Annotated in this window: 21 protein-coding genes; 10 read left to right on the top strand and 11 right to left on the bottom strand. The window is 52.4% G+C overall.

What is annotated here, in order from left to right; all coding sequences use genetic code 11:
* Positions 1-309 precede the first annotated feature (309 nt).
* Positions 310-1023, top strand: a complete 714-nt coding sequence (locus PCI15_RS11320; protein WP_271274445.1) for an RluA family pseudouridine synthase — start codon at positions 310-312, stop codon at positions 1021-1023.
* A 49-nt stretch (positions 1024-1072) separates the two neighbouring features.
* Here PCI15_RS11320 and PCI15_RS11315 read toward each other — a convergent pair whose 3' ends face one another.
* Positions 1073-2020, bottom strand: a complete 948-nt coding sequence (locus PCI15_RS11315; protein ID WP_271274444.1) for a LysR family transcriptional regulator — start codon at positions 2018-2020, stop codon at positions 1073-1075.
* Between the two features lie 106 nt (positions 2021-2126).
* Here PCI15_RS11315 and PCI15_RS11310 point away from each other — a divergent pair, with 106 nt between their 5' ends.
* The gene (locus PCI15_RS11310; RefSeq protein WP_271274443.1) at positions 2127-2561 is read left to right on the top strand and encodes a carboxymuconolactone decarboxylase family protein; all 435 of its coding nucleotides are present in this window, start codon (positions 2127-2129) and stop codon (positions 2559-2561) included.
* Positions 2562-2575: 14 nt separating this feature from the next.
* A complete protein-coding gene (locus PCI15_RS11305) occupies positions 2576-3250 on the top strand; it encodes a DJ-1/PfpI family protein (protein ID WP_271274442.1) in 675 nt (224 codons plus the stop codon).
* A gap of 44 nt (positions 3251-3294) precedes the next feature.
* Here PCI15_RS11305 and PCI15_RS11300 read toward each other — a convergent pair whose 3' ends face one another.
* Positions 3295-3639, bottom strand: a complete 345-nt coding sequence (locus PCI15_RS11300) for a hypothetical protein (protein WP_271274441.1) — start codon at positions 3637-3639, stop codon at positions 3295-3297.
* Between the two features lie 3 nt (positions 3640-3642).
* Positions 3643-3939 carry a DUF1330 domain-containing protein gene (locus PCI15_RS11295; protein WP_271274440.1) on the bottom strand — a complete coding sequence of 99 codons (297 nt, stop codon included), beginning with the start codon at positions 3937-3939 and terminating at the stop codon, positions 3643-3645.
* Positions 3940-4186: 247 nt separating this feature from the next.
* Between PCI15_RS11295 and PCI15_RS11290 the strand changes: the two genes are divergently transcribed.
* On the top strand, positions 4187-4894 hold the full coding sequence (locus tag PCI15_RS11290; protein WP_271274439.1) for a TetR/AcrR family transcriptional regulator: 708 nt from the start codon (positions 4187-4189) through the stop codon (positions 4892-4894).
* Positions 4895-4905: 11 nt separating this feature from the next.
* Positions 4906-5379 carry a VOC family protein gene (locus PCI15_RS11285; RefSeq protein ID WP_271274438.1) on the top strand — a complete coding sequence of 158 codons (474 nt, stop codon included), beginning with the start codon at positions 4906-4908 and terminating at the stop codon, positions 5377-5379.
* Here PCI15_RS11285 and PCI15_RS11280 read toward each other — a convergent pair.
* From PCI15_RS11280 to PCI15_RS11270, 3 genes are read right to left on the bottom strand one after another with little or no spacing between them, the layout of a single operon-like run.
* Positions 5372-5788 carry a GNAT family N-acetyltransferase gene (locus PCI15_RS11280; RefSeq protein ID WP_271274437.1) on the bottom strand — a complete coding sequence of 139 codons (417 nt, stop codon included), beginning with the start codon at positions 5786-5788 and terminating at the stop codon, positions 5372-5374. The two genes, PCI15_RS11285 and PCI15_RS11280, sit on opposite strands and share 8 nt — an antisense overlap.
* Positions 5778-6494, bottom strand: coding sequence for a pseudouridine synthase (locus tag PCI15_RS11275; protein WP_271274436.1), 717 nt, complete (start codon positions 6492-6494; stop codon positions 5778-5780). The genes PCI15_RS11280 and PCI15_RS11275 overlap by 11 nt, the downstream gene beginning before the upstream one ends.
* A gap of 22 nt (positions 6495-6516) precedes the next feature.
* Entirely contained in the window at positions 6517-6933 is a 417-nt protein-coding gene (locus PCI15_RS11270) for a VOC family protein (RefSeq protein ID WP_271274435.1), read from the bottom strand.
* Positions 6934-7068: 135 nt separating this feature from the next.
* Here PCI15_RS11270 and PCI15_RS11265 point away from each other — a divergent pair, with 135 nt between their 5' ends.
* Genes PCI15_RS11265 through PCI15_RS11255 form a run of 3 tightly spaced genes read left to right on the top strand, consistent with a single transcriptional unit; the run spans position 7069 to position 10082 of the window.
* A complete protein-coding gene (locus PCI15_RS11265) occupies positions 7069-7611 on the top strand; it encodes a GbsR/MarR family transcriptional regulator (protein WP_271274434.1) in 543 nt (180 codons plus the stop codon).
* A 51-nt stretch (positions 7612-7662) separates the two neighbouring features.
* Positions 7663-9084: a cytochrome ubiquinol oxidase subunit I gene (locus tag PCI15_RS11260; RefSeq protein WP_271274433.1), complete on the top strand. Its 1422-nt coding sequence runs from the start codon at positions 7663-7665 to the stop codon at positions 9082-9084.
* The gene (locus PCI15_RS11255) at positions 9081-10082 is read left to right on the top strand and encodes a cytochrome d ubiquinol oxidase subunit II (protein WP_271274432.1); all 1002 of its coding nucleotides are present in this window, start codon (positions 9081-9083) and stop codon (positions 10080-10082) included. The genes PCI15_RS11260 and PCI15_RS11255 overlap by 4 nt, the downstream gene beginning before the upstream one ends.
* Positions 10083-10151: 69 nt before the next feature.
* On the opposite strand, the gene PCI15_RS11250 is transcribed toward PCI15_RS11255, so the two are convergent.
* A complete protein-coding gene (locus tag PCI15_RS11250; RefSeq protein WP_271274431.1) occupies positions 10152-11045 on the bottom strand; it encodes a LysR family transcriptional regulator in 894 nt (297 codons plus the stop codon).
* Positions 11046-11175: 130 nt separating this feature from the next.
* Between PCI15_RS11250 and PCI15_RS11245 the strand changes: the two genes are divergently transcribed.
* A complete protein-coding gene (locus tag PCI15_RS11245; protein ID WP_271274430.1) occupies positions 11176-11682 on the top strand; it encodes an ester cyclase in 507 nt (168 codons plus the stop codon).
* Positions 11683-11840: 158 nt separating this feature from the next.
* Here the strand turns inward: PCI15_RS11245 and PCI15_RS11240 are convergent, their stop codons facing one another.
* The 4 genes from PCI15_RS11240 to PCI15_RS11225 all read right to left on the bottom strand — a co-directional run bounded on the left by PCI15_RS11240 (position 11841) and on the right by PCI15_RS11225 (position 17553).
* Complete coding sequence (locus tag PCI15_RS11240; protein ID WP_271274429.1) at positions 11841-13493, bottom strand: GMC family oxidoreductase; 1653 nt, start codon at positions 13491-13493, stop codon at positions 11841-11843.
* A gap of 49 nt (positions 13494-13542) precedes the next feature.
* On the bottom strand, positions 13543-14859 hold the full coding sequence (locus PCI15_RS11235; RefSeq protein WP_271274428.1) for an NAD(P)/FAD-dependent oxidoreductase: 1317 nt from the start codon (positions 14857-14859) through the stop codon (positions 13543-13545).
* A 77-nt stretch (positions 14860-14936) separates the two neighbouring features.
* Positions 14937-16439 carry an aldehyde dehydrogenase family protein gene (locus tag PCI15_RS11230; protein WP_271274427.1) on the bottom strand — a complete coding sequence of 501 codons (1503 nt, stop codon included), beginning with the start codon at positions 16437-16439 and terminating at the stop codon, positions 14937-14939.
* A 1-nt stretch (position 16440) separates the two neighbouring features.
* Positions 16441-17553, bottom strand: coding sequence for a mandelate racemase/muconate lactonizing enzyme family protein (locus PCI15_RS11225; protein WP_271274426.1), 1113 nt, complete (start codon positions 17551-17553; stop codon positions 16441-16443).
* A gap of 209 nt (positions 17554-17762) precedes the next feature.
* Here PCI15_RS11225 and pdxR point away from each other — a divergent pair, with 209 nt between their 5' ends.
* On the top strand, positions 17763-19277 hold the full coding sequence (gene pdxR / locus PCI15_RS11220; protein WP_271274425.1) for a MocR-like pyridoxine biosynthesis transcription factor PdxR: 1515 nt from the start codon (positions 17763-17765) through the stop codon (positions 19275-19277).
* The last annotated feature ends 233 nt before the right edge of the window (positions 19278-19510 follow it).

Raw genomic sequence — 19510 nt, 5'->3', positions numbered from 1 at the left:
GCGCTAAGCTTATACGCACGGATAAAAGGCCATATACCTGATCTGATAACTGACACTGTAAGCCAGATCCCGTATCGCAGACGCTCCCGTGGAGTCATTAACTATAGCCTCTGAATCATTACAGAAGCACTGGAGTCCTTAGCCTGTTGTTTATTCATTGCGGAAAGCGTCAGGATACTTAAAAGCAACAAACCGAATCTCAAAAGGTGAAAGCAGCCAGCAGAATATCTGTGCTAACCAGGATTAAAAAGTTAAAGTACAGAGCCTTAAAACTGCACCGGTTGCCCAACTCAGCAACAGAGAACACAGATGCCTGAAGCCACTTCTTCCAGCCACGTAATCACCGATGATTTCATCGCACCGGCATGTGATGAACCTATCGAAATCCTATATCAGGATGATGCAATTCTGCTGATCAGCAAACCCAGCGGGCTGCTCAGCCTGTCCGGCAAAAATCCTCTAAACCGTGATTCAGTGCATTACCGGTTAGTACATGGACAGGCAGGCATAACCCCCCCGTTTCCGGAAGCCAAACTGCCACACCGGTTAGACTTCGGTACCTCAGGCATCATGATCGTTGGGCTGAATGCTGCATCATCAAAGCATCTCAACCGGCAGTTTCAGGCCGGCAGTGTTAAAAAGCATTATGTCGCCATGCTCGAAGGCAGTGTTGCAGCCGATCAGGGTAATATACAGGCTGCCATCGCTAAGGATAAAACCCTGTTCCCGCGGGTGAAAATATGCCAGAGCACAGGTAAGGCGGCCGTGAGTGAATATACAGTTTTAGAACGGCTGGCGGCCCCTGCGCGCACCTTAGTACGCTATACCCCTCTGACGGGACGTACTCACCAGTTGCGCATTCACAGCCATAATATTGGCCACCCTATTCTTGGCTGTGATTTATATAAAAGTGAAACCAGTGAGCACATGGCAAAACGTCTGCTGTTACACGCCAGTGACTTGTTTGTTGAACATCCGGTAAGCGGTGAACAGCTTCACGGTCAGTGTCCCTGCCCGTTTTAGCGTTTCAGTTAATGTCAGGAAGATCCTTAAACAAGGCGTTCGCTGCCGCTCACCACTGATGCAAGGGCGTGATATCTCTGGCCCAGGTATGCCCTGAAGTCTCATTCATTGCACTGAGAGACTGGCGTACAAAATCAATAAAAACCGCTACTTTAGCGGGCAGGAAACGCCGTTTCGGATACAGCATACATACACTGAATCCTTCAGCTTCGGTCGCCGGGAACAAAGTGACCAGCCTGCCTTCCTCCAGCGCTTTTCTCAGCACAAAATGCGGGGCTTGCATCAGCCCCAGACCTGCAGCAGACAAATCCACCAGCGCCTTACCGTCGTCCACCACATAATCGCTGCAGCTTTCCAGTGCCGGCGGCACCCTGTCACCGTTGCCCAGCAACATGGGCATCAGTTTTCCGGTCTGCTTAAACTTAAAGCGTATCCAGCGATGTTCCGCCAGCTGATCCATCCCGGATACCGGGTTTGCTTTCAGGTAATCCGGCGCTGCCACGATGAGAAAATCCATCGGGCTGAGCTTCTGCATCACCAGCCGGCTGTCGGCAACGGTGCCGCTGCGAATTGAAATATCAATGCCCTGTTCAATGATATCGACGTATTCATCGGAAAACGTCACATGCAGTTTTATATCCGGATACTGGCGACAGAACGCCGGTAACAGCGGAAGAATGTTGCTGCGGCCATATGACACGGGCAAATTCAGCCGGAGGGTACCGGACGGCGTCTCGTTATCACTGATTAGCCGGTTCTCACAGGTGTCCAGTTCTGCCAGTACCCGCCTGACCGTTTCCAGATACGTTCTGCCTGCTTCAGTAATCTGCAGTTTACGGGTTGAGCGGTAAAACAACTGATACTCAAGGGTTTCCTCAAGCCGGGTAATCGACTTGCTGATCGTCGAGGGATCAGTGCCCAGCGCATTGGCAGCAGCGCCGAATGAACCATGATCATGGGCGGCGAGAAACATTTTCAGCGAATTGAATTTATCCATTAGTGAAGATTATTCATTAATTAAATGCCAAACAAGATATTTTTCCACGCAAGAGTAATTCATACACTGTTTGCAATTCAATAACTGACTAACAGTGAGTACAACAATGAGTACCCGTCTGAACATACAGCAACAGGCCCCTGACGCTTTCAAAGCAATGCTTGATCTTGAGGCCGCGGTCGCACAATGCAACATTCCCAACGGCCTGCGGGCTCTGATCAAAATGCGGGCATCGGTGATAAACAACTGTCGCTACTGTCTGGAGATGCATACACCATGGGCACAGGAACAGGGCTTCAGCGAAGCAAAGATCACCGCCATTCAGTCCTGGTCTGCCTCATCCCTGTTTAACCCGCAGGAACAGGCTGTGCTGGCACTGACGGATGAAGTCACTCAGATACACCTCAAAGGCCTTAAAACCACCACCTATCTGGATGCACTGGAGCAGCTGGGTGAACCGCTGCTGGCCAGCTGTATTATGCAAATCAGCGTCATCAATGGCTGGAACCGCATCGCAATCGCAACCGGCATGGAACACTGAACAGGAGAATACCCATGAAATCCACATTACGTATGGCATGTTTACTGATTATCAGCTGCCTGAGCGTTAGCCAGCCGGTTTTCGCCGCAGACAAGAAAATCGGCATACTGGTGTTTGACGGTGTCCTGACATCTGATATTACCGCCCCGCTGGAAGTCTTCGGCGTCGCCAGCCGCCAAACCTGGTTCAGCGACTACACGCCGGTGGTAATCGCTGTAAAAGATACCGACAGCATCACCACTGAAGAAGGTCTGACCCTGAATACCGACAGCTGGATCGGTGCTAACCCCGAAGTAGATGTGCTGATTGTGCCCTCCAGCTATGACATGGAGCCCTTGCTGGATGACCCAAAGCTGATCAGTTATATCCGCCACACGGCCCGGTCAGCTGAATGGATGGCCAGTAACTGTTCAGGGTCATTCCTGTTAGGCGAAGCAGGACTGCTTGATGGCAAAAAAGCCACCACCTGGGCGGGCGGCGAAGCCGACCTTCAGGATAGCTACCCAAAGGTGGACGTGCAGTTTGACAGCAATGTGGTGGTCGATGGCCGGGTCATTACCTCAAATGGCAGCCTGGTCAGCTATCAGGCTGCACTGATACTGCTAAGCAAGCTGACCTCCCAGGCCAAGGCTGAAGAAGTGGCTGAAACCATACAGTACAGCCGTTTTTCCGATAAAGTATATTTCTGAGCGACTCACAGAGCGGCTTACCGCCGAACAGGAAACGGACCCTTTCAGCCGGTTAGCTGCTCCCGAACCAGATCAGCCATGGTACTCACCGTACTCTGGCTGATTCCTCCCATCAGAGAGGGATTGTTCAGCGCGTAGATGTAATCCTCCACTACTGAACAGTCAAACTCTTCCCGGGTATCCAGCAGCATGGCCCAGTCTTCCAGGTCATCCTCAGCAAGGGAGCCGGACAGGTAACGGCCCAGCACAGCACTCACATCACTGAGACTGACCTGATACACGGCGGTATCCTGGCTTTCGGCCAGAGCTTTGTCTGCAAGTGCTTCGAAGGCCTGATCCTGCTGTTCACCGTATTCTGCAAGCACCTTGAGTGCTGTCATAAGTTCCACGGGTTACTTCTGATAATCAGCGATCATGGTGACATCTGCTACTGAACGGCTGAAATATTCAGCTTTGATCTGCAGATAATCAGGATGACTGAAGAACGCATCTTTAGTCTCTGTATCAGGAAAGCGGATGGTAAACACCCGGTTGAAAGGCTCCGGTGTTTCACTGATCAGTACCTCTGACACCTTGCAATCGTATCCGAAACTGCCGCCATGGGCGTGTAATACAGGTGTCATCGCCCGCCGGTACACACTGTACATTTCATCGTCGGTGATATTCATCGCCATCAGCATTTCATACATAAGTTCTTCCTTAAATAACAGATTCGCCTTAAGCCTGTAGCCTAACCGGTAAAAGTTAGTCTTGCCGGCGGATCCAACCGGTACAACTAACCCTAGATTATTGCGGTTATTCTACTGAAAAATCGGTGTTTATGTTGTGCCCGAAACAATCAGATTCGCACGATATCAGCCCTTTCTTCCTATCTGCATTGACCGGACTGATAAAGATAAGTAATATTTTGGAAAATTATTCCAAATATTTTCATTTATGAACAAACAACAAAAAGCAACCCTTCGCGAAGCCAAAATACTGTACTCAGCCCGTGAAATTTGTCGGGACTCCGGGATACATAAATTGCGAATGCCGGACCTTGCCCGTCAGTCAGACACATCAACCGGTTCACTGTACCGCCATTATGAGCGCCGCGAAGACGTCATCACCTCGCTTGCCCGTCAGGCGCTCGATTTTCGTATCAGCAAACTTTCAGAATACTGTAGCCGCCTTACTGATCCCGCAGAGCGACTGAATGCCCTGCTCATTCTGGATTTCCTGTTCAATGTTGCCCATCCGGAAGCATTCCACAGCGAGATAACCTGTGACAATCCGGATTGGTGGGATGATGTATCACCTCAACTCAAAGACAGTTATCAGCGTTCAGCAACCACCATTGCTGCCACCGTACAGAAATATGTACGTGAGGCGCTTCCCGACGGCGATGAACAAGGTATTCACCTCATATCAACGGGTATCTGGAGCCTGATAACAGGTATTTCGAACGTTTGGCTGGTTCAGCATCACGGTCGCGAGAACCTGCTCAGCAAAGCCAGTGACTTTTTCACTCCGCACTTACAAGCCTTTATGCAGGGATACTGCCCTGAACTGCAGCTTCACGCGTCTGAGTTAACTACGCTCAGCGAAGCGATTATTACTAACCGGGCGGAATGGCTGTGGCCACACATCCAACCGACCATCTGAGGAGACATACAATGCAATACAAATCTGCAATATTGGGAGGCATTATGCTGACAATGGCATCGATATCTTCGGGCGGCACACCCACCCTTAAAAACAGCCAGATTTATATGGCAACCCTGCATACTCAGCAATATGAGACGATGTTCAACTTCTATGCGGATACCCTGCAGCTTCCGGTTCTCTCTGAAAACGAAGGCTTCGCAGAATTCTCTGTCAATGGATTACGGCTGAGCCTTGCGAGTTATCAGACACTGGACGGCTTTCTCGACAGCCCGGATCTGCAACTGACCCGTCAGGGAACCGGCGTGGGTGTTGGATTTAAACTGAAGAGCCAGAAAGAAGTTGATGAACTGTATCAGCAAATGAAATTACAAAACGTTGAGTTTATTGCCCCGCCAACGGCACAACCCTGGGGTGAATATACAACCTTCTTTCGCGATCCTGACGGGAACATTCACGAAATAGTTGCTGACTTGCCTAACTGAGTTCAAACACCGTCTGCTCTTTATTCACGATAAACCCCAGCGACCGGTAAAACCGGTGGGCGTCGGCCCGCTGGCTGTTACAGCGCACCCTCAGTTTCATATTCTCAGACGCGGCGTAAGTCATTGCCTGATTCACCAACGCTGTGGCGATGCCTAAACGCCTGAAGCGTTTGCTGACCACCAGCCCGGTAATCTCAACAAAGGGCTCGCTGCCGACCCGAAAGGTTTTACCGAACTGGATCCAGCCCGCCGGCTGTTCAAGGTGTTCAAATACCTGCACCTTCTGCGCTTCACTGCTGAGCAGGTATTCCAACTGATGGCTGACCGTCTCAGGTGATGTGGAATAACCAAGATCAGATGTCAGCAAATGGATTGCTCCGGCATCATCAGGGGTTGCATTACGAATCACTGTGAATCTCCCCGCGGGCAAATATATGCAGCCTTTCTGCAGCACTCAGCTCCCGGTACTGCCCGGGTTTCAGATCCCCCAGGCTCAACTGGCCGACCTGTTCCCGGTGCAACCCCACCACTTCGTTGCGCAGATGCCCGAACATTCGCTTAACCTGATGGTAACGCCCTTCGTAAAGGGTCAGACGTGAGGTATGGCTGTCGATGGTTTCCAGTTGCGCCGGTAAGGTCGTTATATCTTCCGTGGCAAAATAAATGCCCCGGGTAAAGACCTCAGCTGTCTCCGGCGCCACCGGGTCTTTGGTTTGTACCCGATAGACTTTGGGGATCTTTTCTTCCGGCTGGGTCACCTTACGGGACCAGCCACCGTCATTGGTCAGCAACATCAGACCAGTGGTTTTCAGATCCAGCCGCCCTGCCAGATGCAGATCGCCCCGGAGCCCCTCCGGTAACAGGTCCAGAACCGTTGGATGCTCATCATGCTCCGTAGAACTGACAACGCCGGCAGGCTTATGCAGCATCAGATAGCGGGCCTGACGCTGTTGTAGCAGTTCATCACCGAGCCTGACGGTAGTAAACGGATCAATCTCCCGGTGCAGATCCCGGCATACTTCTCCGCCAACCTGCACCCGTCCGGCGGCGATTAATTCACGGCAAGCCTGCTTACCGTGCAGGGTGTTACGTTGTATAAAACGGTCAAGACGCATTAACTGACATTCCGGAAAAATATTACTGAGCCTGTTCACTCATCAGAGTGAGAATATTACCACTTGGGTCTTTAAAGTGTGCAAGACTTCCGCCCCAGGGCTGTTTTTCCGGGGGCGAGGTAAATATCACCCCTTTCGCACATAAGTCCGCATAACTGGCCTCGATATCCTCAACCTGGAGGATCACCCCTAAAAAACGCCCTACCAACAGGGCAGCAGATTCATCCGGATGATCTCCCGTGGTGGTCTCTTCATCGCTGTAACCTTCGACGCAGAGTTTGGCAGCCCCGGTCGCATACTCAGCCCAGCTGAATTCAACACTCTTGTATTCTGCTTTTAAGCCCAGTTTATGCTCGTAAAAGTCACAGGCCAGTGGCCAGTCATCAACAAAGACTCTTATGCCATAAAGATTAACTGATCGCTCATTACTGTTGCCCATCACCGCCTCCTTTTGAGCTTAATAGCGTCTTTCTATGCCAGTCATTAATTTAGCTTATCAGTTTTTGATTGACACAGATCAACTAAAATTTATAATTTTCAGAAATTACTGAAAATTCAGAAAAGACAAAAGCCAATGAAATTATCGCCACTCAGCCAGTCACTGGTTCTTCACTTCGGTGAAATGGGTTCCCGCTGGGGCCTTAACCGCACACTGGGTCAGATGTATGCCGTTATCGTATTAACCGAAGCGCCGCTCAACGCCGACCAGATCAGTGAAGCCCTGCAGATCAGCCGCTCCAATGTCAGCATGGGGCTGAAAGAACTTAAATCCTGGAACCTCATTAAGCTGCAGCACATTCCCGGCGATCGTAAGGAATATTTCACCGCCCCGGAAGATGTCTGGGACATTGCCAAAACCCTTCTGGTTGAGCGTCGTAAGCGCGAGCTCGATCCTACCCTGACTTCATTACGCGATGCCCTGCTGCAGGAGCCGTCTTCCTCTGAAGACGAATATGCCCAGCAACGGATTCGTGAAATGCATGACCTCATGGAAATGATTTCCAGCTGGTCGGGCGAACTGGAAAACATGTCTTCCGGCAAGCTGGCCACCCTGCTGACCCTGGGCTCCGGGTTAAGCAAGATCCTTGAGGCCAAAGACCGACTCCTAAATAAATAACGTCTGAGAAGATTCGGGGTATTGCCCCGGTCCCGGACATCGAGGTGTTCTATGCTAGAGTTAGCCACTGACCCCGGGGTCAGCAGCCTGATGCTGTCGCGCATTCAGTTTGCCGCCAACATCAGTTTTCACATTCTATTCCCAACCATCAACATTGCCCTGTGCTGGATGCTCCTGTTCTTCAAGGTGCGCTACGCCACCACCGGTGATGATAACTGGTTACGGGTTTACCGTTTCTGGGTGCGGATTTTTGCCCTTACTTTCGCGCTGGGTGTCGTGACCGGCGTGACCATGTCTTTTCAGTTCGGCACCAACTGGCCCGGTTTCATGGAGACCGTCGGCAACATCGCCGGTCCGCTGTTAGGCTATGAGGTTCTGACGGCCTTCTTCCTGGAAGCCACCTTCCTGCCCATCATGCTGTTTGGTATCGAACGGGTATCTGACCGTACCCACACCATTGCAACTGCTCTGGTGACACTGGGCACCAGTACCTCGGCATTCTGGATTCTGTCACTGGATTCATGGATGCAGACCCCGGCAGGATTTGAGATGCGCGACGGCGTTGCCTATGTGACCGACTGGTGGGAAGTCATTTTCAATCCATCGATGCCATACCGCCTCACCCACATGTTGCTGGCATCCGGCCTGACGGCAGCCTTCTTTGTTGCCGGTATTTCTGCCTACCGGATTTACAAGGGTGACCCGAAACATTCGGCAAAACTGGCGCTTAAATTTGCCATTATTACCGCGGCTATTCTGGCACCGTTGCAGATCATTGTGGGTGACTTCCACGGTCTGAATACGCTGAAGTATCAGCCGGCCAAAGTCGCTGCAATGGAAGGCATCTGGGAGACCGAAAAAGGCGCCCCCCTGCTGCTGTTTGCCATTCCGGACGAAGAAACCCGCTCCAATAAATATGAGATCGCCATCCCTAATCTGGCCAGTATCATTCTGACCCATGAAATGGACGGTGAACTGCAGGGCGTTAACGACTTCCCGGATGCTGCACCGCCTGTCGCCCCGATTTTCTTCAGCTTCAGAGTCATGGTAGGCACCGGTGTACTGATGCTGCTGACCGCCGGATTCGGCTGCTGGTATTTTGTCCGCAAAAATCAGTATCCACCCTGGCTGCTCAAAGCCACCATCGCCATGACTTTTTCCGGCTGGGTGGCAACACTGGCAGGCTGGTATGTCACTGAAATTGGCCGCCAGCCCTTCCTGGTTAGCGGCGTACTGCGTACCGCCGATGCCGCCACGCAGATACCGTCCGGCAATATCGCGCTGTCACTGGCCATGTATCTGTCTATCTATTTCCTGTTACTGGTTGCCTACATCAGTACTCTGTTCGTTATGGCGAACCGGGCAATCCGTCTGGAGGTGAATAACCTGCATGTATCTGATATGCAAACCGACCCGGCAGCAGTAAACGGTGGTATCTCTGAAAAGCAATTTAATCTGGAGAAGCAGGCATGATCTTTCCTGAATATGACTGGCTCCCGCTGGCCTTCGTGTCTCTCATGGGGCTGGCATTCCTGATTTACGCCATACTCGACGGCTACGATCTGGGGGTGGGTGTACTGCTGCCACGGGATAATCAGGCCCAGCGCGACAGTATGATCTACTCCATCGGCCCTTTCTGGGACGCCAACGAAACCTGGCTGGTAATGGCAATCGGTCTGTTGCTGATTGCCTTCCCCAGCGCGCACTCTTATATCCTGCAGGGTCTGTATCTGCCGACAGCTATTATGCTGGCCGGTCTGATACTGCGCGGCGTGGCGTTTGACTTCCGCACCAAGGCCCCCAGCCGGTTCAAACAGAAATGGGATCTGGCATTCAAGCTGGGCTCATTACTGGCCACTCTGACCCAGGGCTACATGCTGGGCCGTTATGTGACCGGTTTTGAAGAAACAAACGCCGCTCTGGCATTTGCCCTGCTGTCAGCGGTCTGTGTGACCGCCGGTTACTGTTTCATCGGCTCTGCCTGGCTGGTAATGAAAACCGAAGGAGAGCTGCAAATCCGTGCCGCCCGCTGGGCAAGATACAGTAACTTGCTGATGGCGCTTGGCATTGTCGCCGTCTCCATCAGTAACCTGTTACTCAGCGATATCATTATGGATAAATGGCTGGGCTTCCCGCAGGTCTTTGTGCTGGTGCCAACAGGGTTGCTACTGGGCTTCCTGTTTTTACTCAACCACTTGTATCTGAAACGGGTACCACTGGAAAATGATCTGGGATGCTGGGTACCCTTTACCAGTGCCAGCATTATCTTCGTGCTGTGTTTCTGCGGGCTGGCCTACAACTTCTTCCCGTATATCGTCTGGCAGAAAATCACCATCTGGGATGCAGCAAGTTCGCGGGAATCCCTTTGGTTCATCTTCGTCGGAGCAGCCATCGTATTACCGGTGATCCTTGCCTATACCGCCTTCACATACCGGGTATTCAGAGGGAAAACCCGCAAACTGAACTACTGATTTCTCACCCTTGGCAGTTTTTGTCCACGGCGTCCGGTATTCCCAACCTTACCTGACGCCGTTTTTTTTTTACCGTTCGAAATGCTCAATCAGATAGTCAACCAGAGACCGTGTGCGTAGCGGCAGGTGTTTTCGGGAAGGATACATCAGCGAGAACGTCAAGACCCCTCCATGCCACCCCGGTAAAACCGGCACCAGTTCCCCCTTTTGTATTTCAGCGGTAACCGTCGAAGGCAGCAGAATGCCCAGCCCCATCCCGCAACTGATCATCTTCTGCATCATTAGCGGCGCATTACACAGATGCACAAACTCAGGTGTAACCTTTAACCGCTGATCACCACACTCCAGCTCAACCGTTTTACGGCCAGAATACTGTGTCAGCAGCACCCAGCGATGGGCGGAAAGGCTTTCCGGTGATTCCGGCATCCCGTGACGCTCAAGAAACGACGGGCTGGCATAGATCCCCATAGGTTCCTGAAACAGGCTGCGCCCCACCAGAGATGAATCTTTTGGAATGCCGACCCGGATTGCCAGATCGATTTCTCCGGCGATCAGATCAACAGGCTCGTCGCTGAGCTGCAGTTCAACACTGATATCCGGATAAAGTTGCTCAAATGCCGCCAGATGATCAGCCAGCTTTTTAACACCGATATCATGGGTACAGGTGATGCTGATTCTCCCTGCCATCGTATGCTGGTTGGTATCGGCTTCAACGCTGTCGAGCACCTGCTGCAACTGTGACGCATGATGATAAACACTGCGTCCTTCAGAGGTCAGGGTCAGCTTGCGGGTTGAACGGTTCAGCAAACGGATGCCCAGTTCTTTTTCCAGGCTGGCAACTGTTTCGCTGGTACGGGAGCGACTGGTAGCCAGTTTCTTTGCCGCGGCAGCAAAACTGCCACTCTCAACGACCAGTGCGAATATGGCCAGTGCCCTTAACTGTCGGATGTTTTCAATGCTCATCCGGGGATTATACCGTCAACCATACGTATCAAAAACAGTACGTACAGTTACCCGTTATTCGTCTTATCGGATCAATTGAGATTCAGCACAATGATTCCCGATGCACATAACCACACCTGAGGAATTCATTATGTTTCTGACAAAACAATTCAACAAATCCGCAACACTGTTAACCACTACTGCAGCCGCAATGATTCTGTCCACCAATGCGCTGGCGCTGAGTGTTGAAGAAGGCGGTGCAATCGTGAAGCCTTTTTATGACTTCCTGAGCAATCCGACTGATACCCGGCAAGCAGATAAAGCCCGCCAGTCGTTTCACAGCGACTGGCAGTCTTTCTACGACAACAGCGGCTCTAAAAATCTGGATCAGACCATCGAAACGCTGTCCGGTATCGGTCAGTTAATCCCGGACCTGAACTGGGAAATTAAGGATATTAAAATCGCCGGCGACACGGTGATTGTCCGGGGTGAAGCCACCGGTACACCGGCAGGCGACTTCTTCGGCGTGGCGCACAGTGGCAACAGCTTTAAGATCATGTCTATTGATATGCACACCGTTGAAGATGGCAAGGTAAAAACCTCATATCACATTGAAGACTGGGCTACAGCTATGCGCCAGCTGTCTCAGGCAAAGTAAGCTGACAGCAACATCAGAGATAAAGTAAGCCCGCCGGAATCCCCTTTCCGGCGGGCTTTGATTGTTATGGTTAGCGGTGATCTTACAAAATAAGATCTAAGCCTTTTTCGCCAATCATTATTACTCTTGGTATCATCTGCATTGGTATTCCCCGTTATTTAGCGGTGATCTTCCAGAATCAGATCCGAGCCTTTCTCGCCGATCATAATGGTCGGCGCGTTAGTATTGCCGGACACCATGAACGGCATAATGGAAGCATCCACCACCCGCAGATTTTCCAGCCCGTGCACCCGCAGACGTGAATCCACCACCGACTGCTCAGCATCCGGCCCCATCCGGCAGGTGCAGGAGGCATGAAACACTGTCCAGGCGTAGCTGTGAATGTCCTTTATCAGGGCTTCATCTGAATCCATATCTTTACCGGGGCGAATCTCTTCGGTAATTATGTCCCGGAAGGCTTCAGTCTGCGCCAGCCTGCGCATCAGCTTTGAGCCTTCCAGCATCAGTTTGATGTCGTCTTCATGGCTGAAATACTTGGGATCAATGACCGGTGCGGCCAGCGGGTCTTTAGAGGCCAGACGGATTTCCCCTTCCGACTTTACCCGGCAGTTACTGTAGCCGATCAGAAACGCCGAAAACGGATCAGGGTTCATCAGTGGCCGGGTTTTCGCCGGTGCACGGGTATAGCTCACCGGTGAGAAATACAGCTGTAAATCCGGCTGATCTTTATCCGCAGAAGAACGCACAAAACCGCCGCCCTGATTCACACTGAGCCGGCACGGCCCTTTACGCAAGAAGATAAACTTCAACCCGGCCCAGAGCTTACCCAGGCTTGAATGCAGCTCATCATTCAGGGTTGGCACCTTACATTTGTAGAGAAAATCCACCCCCAGGTGATCCTGTAAATGCTGTCCCACATGGGCATTATGCTGTACCACCTCAATGCCCATGTCTCTCAGATGATCCTGTGGCCCCACACCGGACAGCATGAGTAATTGCGGAGACTGCACGGCACCGGCACTGAGTATCACTTCCTTACGGGCGTATACCTGCTCCAGTTTACCTTTACGCAGATACTCAACCCCGATGGCCTTTTTCCCATCAAACAGCACCCGGGTAACCTGCGCGTGGCTGGTAATGGTCAGATTTGGCCGCGCCTTCGCCGGGTGCAGGTACGCCTTGGCTGCTGAGACCCGCCAGCCGTTTTTAGTGGTTTGCTGATAATTACCAATGCCCTGCTGACGCGCGCCGTTAAAGTCAGGGTTGTACTTAATGCCCAGCTCTTCTCCGGCAGCGACCCAGGTTTGGGTCAGCGGATGCATGTCTTTGGCCACATCAGACACATAAAGGGGGCCGTCTTTACCCCGGTACTGACTGTCGCCTTTCTGTGCCGTTTCGGAACGCTTAAAGTACGGCAGTACATCTTCATAGCCCCAGCCAGGGTTCCCCTGTGCGGCCCAGTCGTCGTAGTCCTTACGGTGGCCGCGGATGTAGACCATGGCATTAATCGAGCTCGAACCGCCCCAGACTTTGCCCCGGGGCCAGTAACTGACACCGCCGTTAAGGCCCGGCTGCGGAACCGTTTCGAACATCCAGTTAACCGCCTTCTGGTAATAGGTTTTACCGTAGCCGATCGGCACCTGTACCCAAAAACGCCAGTCACTGCCGCCGGCTTCAATGACACCGACACTGTGCTGGCCTGAAGCCGACAAACGGTTCGCCAGCACACAGCCTGCCGACCCTGCGCCGATCACCAGAAAATCGTAACTTGCCTGTTGTCCGTGCATGCACACATCTCCAAACCTGATCACCCCGGGTGATCCTGAATTATTGTTGTTTATATCAGAGAATTGATAAGAATCAGATATTTAACCTGTCCCGCAAACGGTAATACTGTACCGCCGCCGGTAAAAACCAGGGGTTGCCCCGGTAACCGGGCCGGCTCGGGAACGCCGGTATACTGAAAACGGTTTCACCGTCAGGATCGCCAACCAACTGCTTGCCCAGTTTATTGCCCAGATAACTGGCCATCCCCACACCCGCTCCGCAGTACCCCATGGCATAATGCAACCCCTGCTGCATGCCGATATGTGGCAATTCATCAAAGGTGTACGCCACCAGCCCGGACCAGGAATGGCTAATGCCGATCCCTTCCAGTTCCGGCAATAAGTTCACCAGTTCACGCTGTAACTGCGGGCCACTGACGGCCGGGTCTGTCTCACTGCCGGATACCCGGCCACCGAACAGGATGCGCTGGCCATCCGGTGATTTGCGGTAGTAATACACCACCTTACGGCTGTCGCTGATAATCTTGCCGGTTGGCAACAAACCGTTGAGCAGCTCTGGCTGAATCTGTTCAGTTGCAATCATATAGCTGCCGATGGGAATAACCCGTCGCTGCAACTGCGGTGTAATGCCGGAGGTATATCCGTTTGTGGCCATGACCACCTTATCAGCCAGTACTTCACCCCGGGATGTCAGCAGCCGAAACGGCCCTTCACCGCGAACACTTTCAACCCGGCAATCCGCCATAAAACGGACGCCTTTTTCAGCAGCAAGCCGCACCAGTTCACGGTGATACTTTGCCGGATGCACACTGGCATGACGGGGAAAAACCGCACCACCAAAGTACGCATCGCTGCGGATATATGCCTGTTGCTCAGCCTGGCTGATCAGTTGTGCACCGCTGGCAAGCAGCGGATGTTCTGAATTAAGTCTTTGACTTAACTTATTGAAAGTACTTGCATTATGCGCAGCATGAAAACGCCCGCAACGGTCAAAGTCACAATCCAGCCCCGCCTGTTCAATGAATTCGCCGAGCCATTGTAACGAGCGGTGACCCTCCTGATGAATGGCCAGCGCGACAGATTCACCGTGACGTTTTTTCAGTACCTCAAAACCCGGCTTGATACTGCTGCTGATCTGACCGCCGTTACGGCTGCTGCAACCAAACCCCAGTTCCCCGGCATCGACCACCAGCGTTTCTCTGCCAGCTTCAGCACATACCAGTGCGGCATGCAGGCCGGTGTAACCCGAGCCGACAACCACTACATCCGCCTTCGCCGGCAATGTCTGTTCAGCAACCCGAACACAGATATTCCGGTCTGCTGACTCATGCCACCAGGGCGTCAGTTGCAGTGAGGTTTGTTCCGGGTTTTGTCCTGCATGGGGGAACATAAGCGGCTCTCTCCAGTGCTCTCTTCAGTTCTTTCTTAAACGCTCTTCAGCGGTCTCTTCAAGTTAGCCACCGGCGGTCAGATTTTGGCGGTAATGCTCTTCACCCGGCAATACGCCCTTAATGCTTCCAGACCTTTTTCACGGCCAAAGCCGGATTTCTTATTGCCTCCGAACGGCGTAGATACACCCCCGGCAAAATACTGATTGATCGTGATAATACCGGCGTCAAAATCCCGGGCCATCCGCAATGCCTTGGTGATATCCCGGGTATAGACACAGGCCGCCAGACCAAAGTCTGTGCCGTTGGCATAGGACAGCGCCTGTTCATCAGAATCCACCAGTTGCACCGCCAGCACCGGACCGAAAATCTCTTCCTGAACGATGCAGTCTTGGTGAAGCACGTCATAAATCAGGGTCGGCTCATAAAACCAGCCTTTACCGGATACCGGATCGGTGGTGACATTGCCGCCCATCAGAACTTCAAGCCCCCGGGCTTTGGCCCCGTCAACGTAACCGGCTACCTTAGCCAGTTGCTGAGCGGAATTGATTGCCGCGACATCCGGCCGGCGCAGCGCGTGGCCAATCGTCAACTGACGCGCTTTTGCCATAAAGACTTCAAGAAACTGCTGATGGACTGAACGGTGAATCACCAGTCGGGAACCTGCTGAACAGACCTGCCCGGCATTCTCATAGATGGCCATTACCAGATCTTCAGCGGCGGCTTCGATATCCGCATCGGCCAATACCACCGCCGGTGACTTGCCGCCCAGCTCAAGGGTCACACTGGCAATGTTTTTAGCCGCCATGCCCATTACCGCTGAACCGGTCGGCACCGAACCGGTAAAGGTCACATGGCGTACATCCGGATGCTGACACAGGGGCGCACCAACTTCAGCACCCAATCCGGTCACTACGTTGCAGACGCCATCCGGCAAACCGGCTTTGCTGAGTAACTCAGCCACCACCAGCGCTGAAACCGAGGTGGTTTCCGCCGGTTTGACCACCGCCGTACAACCGACTGCCAGTGCCGGCGCAATGCCCCGGAACATGGTGGATATCGGATAATTCCACGGGATAATATGGGTGGTCACACCCACCGGCTCAAGAATATTAAAGGACATCATATCCGGACCAAGGGGAATCGTGTCTCCCTCGAGCTTGTCCGCAGCCCCGGCATAGTAATTCAGGTATTTCTGAACCGTTCCGATATCCCACTCAGCATCCACCAGTGACTTACCGCAGTCCAGCGACTCAATCACTGCCAGCCGTTCAGCGTTCTCACCGATCAGCCGGGCAGCATTCTGCATCACTTCTGCCCGCTGCGCCGGCGTGGTTTTACGCCACTGTTCAAACGCCTGCTGCGATGAAGCAACGGCCTGTTCAGCATCCCCTGCGGTACCGGCCGGAATCTGATGCCAGACCTCTGCGCAGCCCGGATCGTATGTATCCAGCATGGCGCCACTTTCGGAGCCCTGCCATGTGCCATCGATAAAATGCTGACTGGGTAAATTATCCAGGGCTTCACCCGCCAGTACTCTGCCCGCCAGGTCAGTTGTTTTTGAATCTGCAGAAGCTGTCATCTTATTTCTCCCACTCAGAAACCTGATACTGCGCTTTCTCAAGCCAGCTCTCGCGGATATTCACGCCCCAGCCCGGCCCTTCAGGAATCTGGACCTTGCCGTCTTTCGCCACCGGGAATTCGTCATAAATACCGTACTGCCAGGGGTAGTAATCCGCTTCTTCAATTGAAAACTCAACATAAGGGCCGGCGTTTTTAATCGCCCCCATCATGTGCATGGTGAAGACAGTTACCAGCGACATATTCGCCGCATGGGGCGTAATAATCTTGCCCGCATCCTGTGCCATATTCACTACCCGCATGGTGCGTTCGATACCGCCCATGTAGCAGATGTCCGGCTGATAAATATCCACGGTGTCGTTATCAATCATGTATTTCCACAGCGCCAGGTTGTTATCCTGCTCACCGCCGGTAACGTCAATATCCAGTGCATCGGTGACCTGCTTCGTCCACTCGTACTCCCAGTAAGGGCATGGCTCTTCAAAGTGACAGATGCCGTTGTCCTGCAGCAGCTTACCCACCTCAATGGCGGTTTCCGGCCGGTAGCAGCTGTTACCGTCTACCAACAGATCCACATCATCACCCAGGGTCTTGCGTACCGCCGGTACTATGGCTTCGGTCCGGCCGGGCCATTCATCCTGGTTGCGGCCACACTCAGCACCTACGCGGAATTTAAAGGCATCATAGCCGTGGATATCCCGTAACCGGGCAAAGCGGTCTGCTTCATCCTGCGGGCTGATGTCCCGCTTCATGCTGGAAGCGTATACACGGATAGGATGAGGCGTACCGCCGAGTAATTCACAAACGGACTTCTCCTGTAACTTACCGTGCAGGTCCCAGAGTGCAGTATCAACACCGCATACCGCCCGACACATATATGACCCGGGGAATTTATGTTCTTTCTCGAACACAAAATCGAACATATCACCGATCTGGCTCAGCTCAGAGACATCACGGCCCATCACCCAGGGGGCCACCTGACGGTGTAACACGGTGCAGCTGATATCTGAGTGATAGGTAGATACCTGCCCCCAGCCCTGATGTCCGGTATCGGTGGTGACTCTTACCAGACCAATATCTTCTGTACAGAATGTTTCAATGCGACTGATTTTCATGGCTCATCCTTAGCAGCTGCCAGACCCGGCCGGAAACACCGTAAAGGCCGGTACGCGTATATATCGCTGAGAATATTGACGCTGAACAGCTGTTATTTATGTTTGTTTGCCGGCATCATGGCGTAACATTGGCCATATAAAAATATCCATTTAGATACAGCATAAAATACCAATTTAAATTTCAGGATCATGATTCAGAGGGTGTAACCATGGCGAAAAGCAGCGGCGGCTCATTACTCAGCGCAATTCATCTCGACAAAAAAGCCGGCCAGAGTCTGCAATATCAGCTGTATATCGCCCTGCGGGACATGATTCTCAATGGCAGCCTGCACGGCGGTGAACGCCTGCCGGCATCCCGGGTTCTGGCAGAAGAGCTTACGATATCCCGCACCACGGTCATCAGTGTGTTTGATCGCCTCACCAGTGAAGGCCTGCTGGAATCCCGAACCGGGTCAGGCAGTTTTGTAAAAGATGTCTTCAGCCAGCAGAAAAAGCTTATCAGCACCCTGCACAAACGCTCTAAAGCTGAACCCCGCCACAATAAAGAATCTGACAACACCCGCCGGCCGATGGTATCCCGCTCTTTCCTGAAGAAAGCCAGCCAGCTACCTGCTCCAGTGGCACACAGTGTCAGCCAGTCTTTTTCTACCGCGATCCCGGCAATTGATGCTTTCCCGCTGCCCCTCTGGGCCCGGCTGGTAGCCAAGCACAGCCGCCTGCCAAACCTGACCCGCTATAACTCGAGTAAAGGTTCCGCCGCCCTGCGGGATGCCATTGCCAGTCATCTGCATACCGACCGGGGGCTGGTCTGCGATGCTGAGCAGGTGTACATCACCAGTGGTGCCCATCAGGCTTTCAGTTTTCTGTCCCATCTGCTGCTGGACCCGGGCGACAAGGTCTGGATTGAAAATCCCGGCTCACGGGTTGCCCGTAATGGACTGTTGCAGAGCGAACCTGAACTGATTCCTGTCCCGGTAGATGACGAAGGTATAAATGTGGCTGCCGGCCAGCAAATGACACGAAATTTCCGCCTTGCCACCGTCACCCCCTCACACCAGCAACCCCGGGGAGTATTACTCACACTGCCCCGCCGTCTGGCCCTTCTGGAGGCTGCAGATCAGGCGAATGCCTGGATCATTGAAGATGATTACGACGGTGAACTTTTTTATAACAAAGAACCTCTGCCCACCCTGTTTTCTCTCAGTCAGCAACAACGGGTCATTCACGTAGGTACATTCAGCAAGACCATTTTTCCAGCCCTGCGCCTGGGCTATTTTGTGGTACCTGAACATTTGGTCGACAGCGTTGATAAGGTCATCAACAGTTTTCTGCCGGCGGTTCCCCTGCCGGTACAGGCTGCGGTGGCGGAGTTTATCGAAAACGGCCATTTCGCAACCCATATCCGCCGTTCTAAAAAACTCTATGAAGAGCGTTACCACGCATTAATGCGCGGTATTGATCAGCATCTGGCGGACTTCATCAGCCCGATCCCTACCGCCACAGGCTTTCATCTGCTGAATCTTTTCCGCCAGGAAACCGGTGAAGCTGACCTGACTCAGGCAGCTGCGGAGCGGGGTATTCTGGTACGGCCGCTTGCCAATTATTGCGCTGCACCGGTCACTGAACGGGGCATTGCACTGGGGTACGGGTGCATTCAGCCCCATGAGTTTGATACCTCCTGTGCAACCCTCGCAGATGCATTCAGAGCCGTTACAAAAGCATAAAAAACACTGCAATTATTCTCTTACGAATATATTCGAACAATTTATTTTCTTATTACTCTCTTTTGGGATATGTTTGTGTTCGCATACGGCATTCTTTGCCGGAATCGGATTGATCATGACAATCGGAAAGCCCGTTAAATTGGTATCTAAAAATTAACGTTAATGGTTATTCTTTTAAAACCAAAGATAACTTAAGGTGGCTTTCAGTTATGTCGAACAACAAAAATAATCAG

It is taken from the genome of Aliamphritea hakodatensis (assembly GCF_024347195.1).
GTDB classification, from domain to species: Bacteria; Pseudomonadota; Gammaproteobacteria; order Pseudomonadales; family Balneatricaceae; genus Amphritea; species Amphritea hakodatensis.
This window is presented reverse-complemented; position numbering and strand designations above follow the sequence as displayed.

Excerpts from the sequence above, each read along its gene's own strand:
- PCI15_RS11320 (WP_271274445.1), top strand. The coding sequence starts at position 310 with ATGCCTGAAGCCACTTCTTCCAGCCACGTAATCACCGATGATTTCATC.
- PCI15_RS11315 (WP_271274444.1), bottom strand. The coding sequence starts at position 2,020 with ATGGATAAATTCAATTCGCTGAAAATGTTTCTCGCCGCCCATGATCAT.
- PCI15_RS11310 (WP_271274443.1), top strand. The coding sequence starts at position 2,127 with ATGAGTACCCGTCTGAACATACAGCAACAGGCCCCTGACGCTTTCAAA.
- PCI15_RS11305 (WP_271274442.1), top strand. The coding sequence starts at position 2,576 with ATGAAATCCACATTACGTATGGCATGTTTACTGATTATCAGCTGCCTG.
- PCI15_RS11295 (WP_271274440.1), bottom strand. The coding sequence starts at position 3,939 with ATGTATGAAATGCTGATGGCGATGAATATCACCGACGATGAAATGTAC.
- PCI15_RS11290 (WP_271274439.1), top strand. The coding sequence starts at position 4,187 with ATGAACAAACAACAAAAAGCAACCCTTCGCGAAGCCAAAATACTGTAC.
- PCI15_RS11285 (WP_271274438.1), top strand. The coding sequence starts at position 4,906 with ATGCAATACAAATCTGCAATATTGGGAGGCATTATGCTGACAATGGCA.
- PCI15_RS11275 (WP_271274436.1), bottom strand. The coding sequence starts at position 6,494 with ATGCGTCTTGACCGTTTTATACAACGTAACACCCTGCACGGTAAGCAG.
- PCI15_RS11270 (WP_271274435.1), bottom strand. The coding sequence starts at position 6,933 with ATGGGCAACAGTAATGAGCGATCAGTTAATCTTTATGGCATAAGAGTC.
- PCI15_RS11265 (WP_271274434.1), top strand. The coding sequence starts at position 7,069 with ATGAAATTATCGCCACTCAGCCAGTCACTGGTTCTTCACTTCGGTGAA.
- PCI15_RS11260 (WP_271274433.1), top strand. The coding sequence starts at position 7,663 with ATGCTAGAGTTAGCCACTGACCCCGGGGTCAGCAGCCTGATGCTGTCG.
- PCI15_RS11255 (WP_271274432.1), top strand. The coding sequence starts at position 9,081 with ATGATCTTTCCTGAATATGACTGGCTCCCGCTGGCCTTCGTGTCTCTC.
- PCI15_RS11250 (WP_271274431.1), bottom strand. The coding sequence starts at position 11,045 with ATGAGCATTGAAAACATCCGACAGTTAAGGGCACTGGCCATATTCGCA.
- PCI15_RS11245 (WP_271274430.1), top strand. The coding sequence starts at position 11,176 with ATGTTTCTGACAAAACAATTCAACAAATCCGCAACACTGTTAACCACT.
- PCI15_RS11235 (WP_271274428.1), bottom strand. The coding sequence starts at position 14,859 with ATGTTCCCCCATGCAGGACAAAACCCGGAACAAACCTCACTGCAACTG.
- PCI15_RS11230 (WP_271274427.1), bottom strand. The coding sequence starts at position 16,439 with ATGACAGCTTCTGCAGATTCAAAAACAACTGACCTGGCGGGCAGAGTA.
- PCI15_RS11225 (WP_271274426.1), bottom strand. The coding sequence starts at position 17,553 with ATGAAAATCAGTCGCATTGAAACATTCTGTACAGAAGATATTGGTCTG.
- pdxR (WP_271274425.1), top strand. The coding sequence starts at position 17,763 with ATGGCGAAAAGCAGCGGCGGCTCATTACTCAGCGCAATTCATCTCGAC.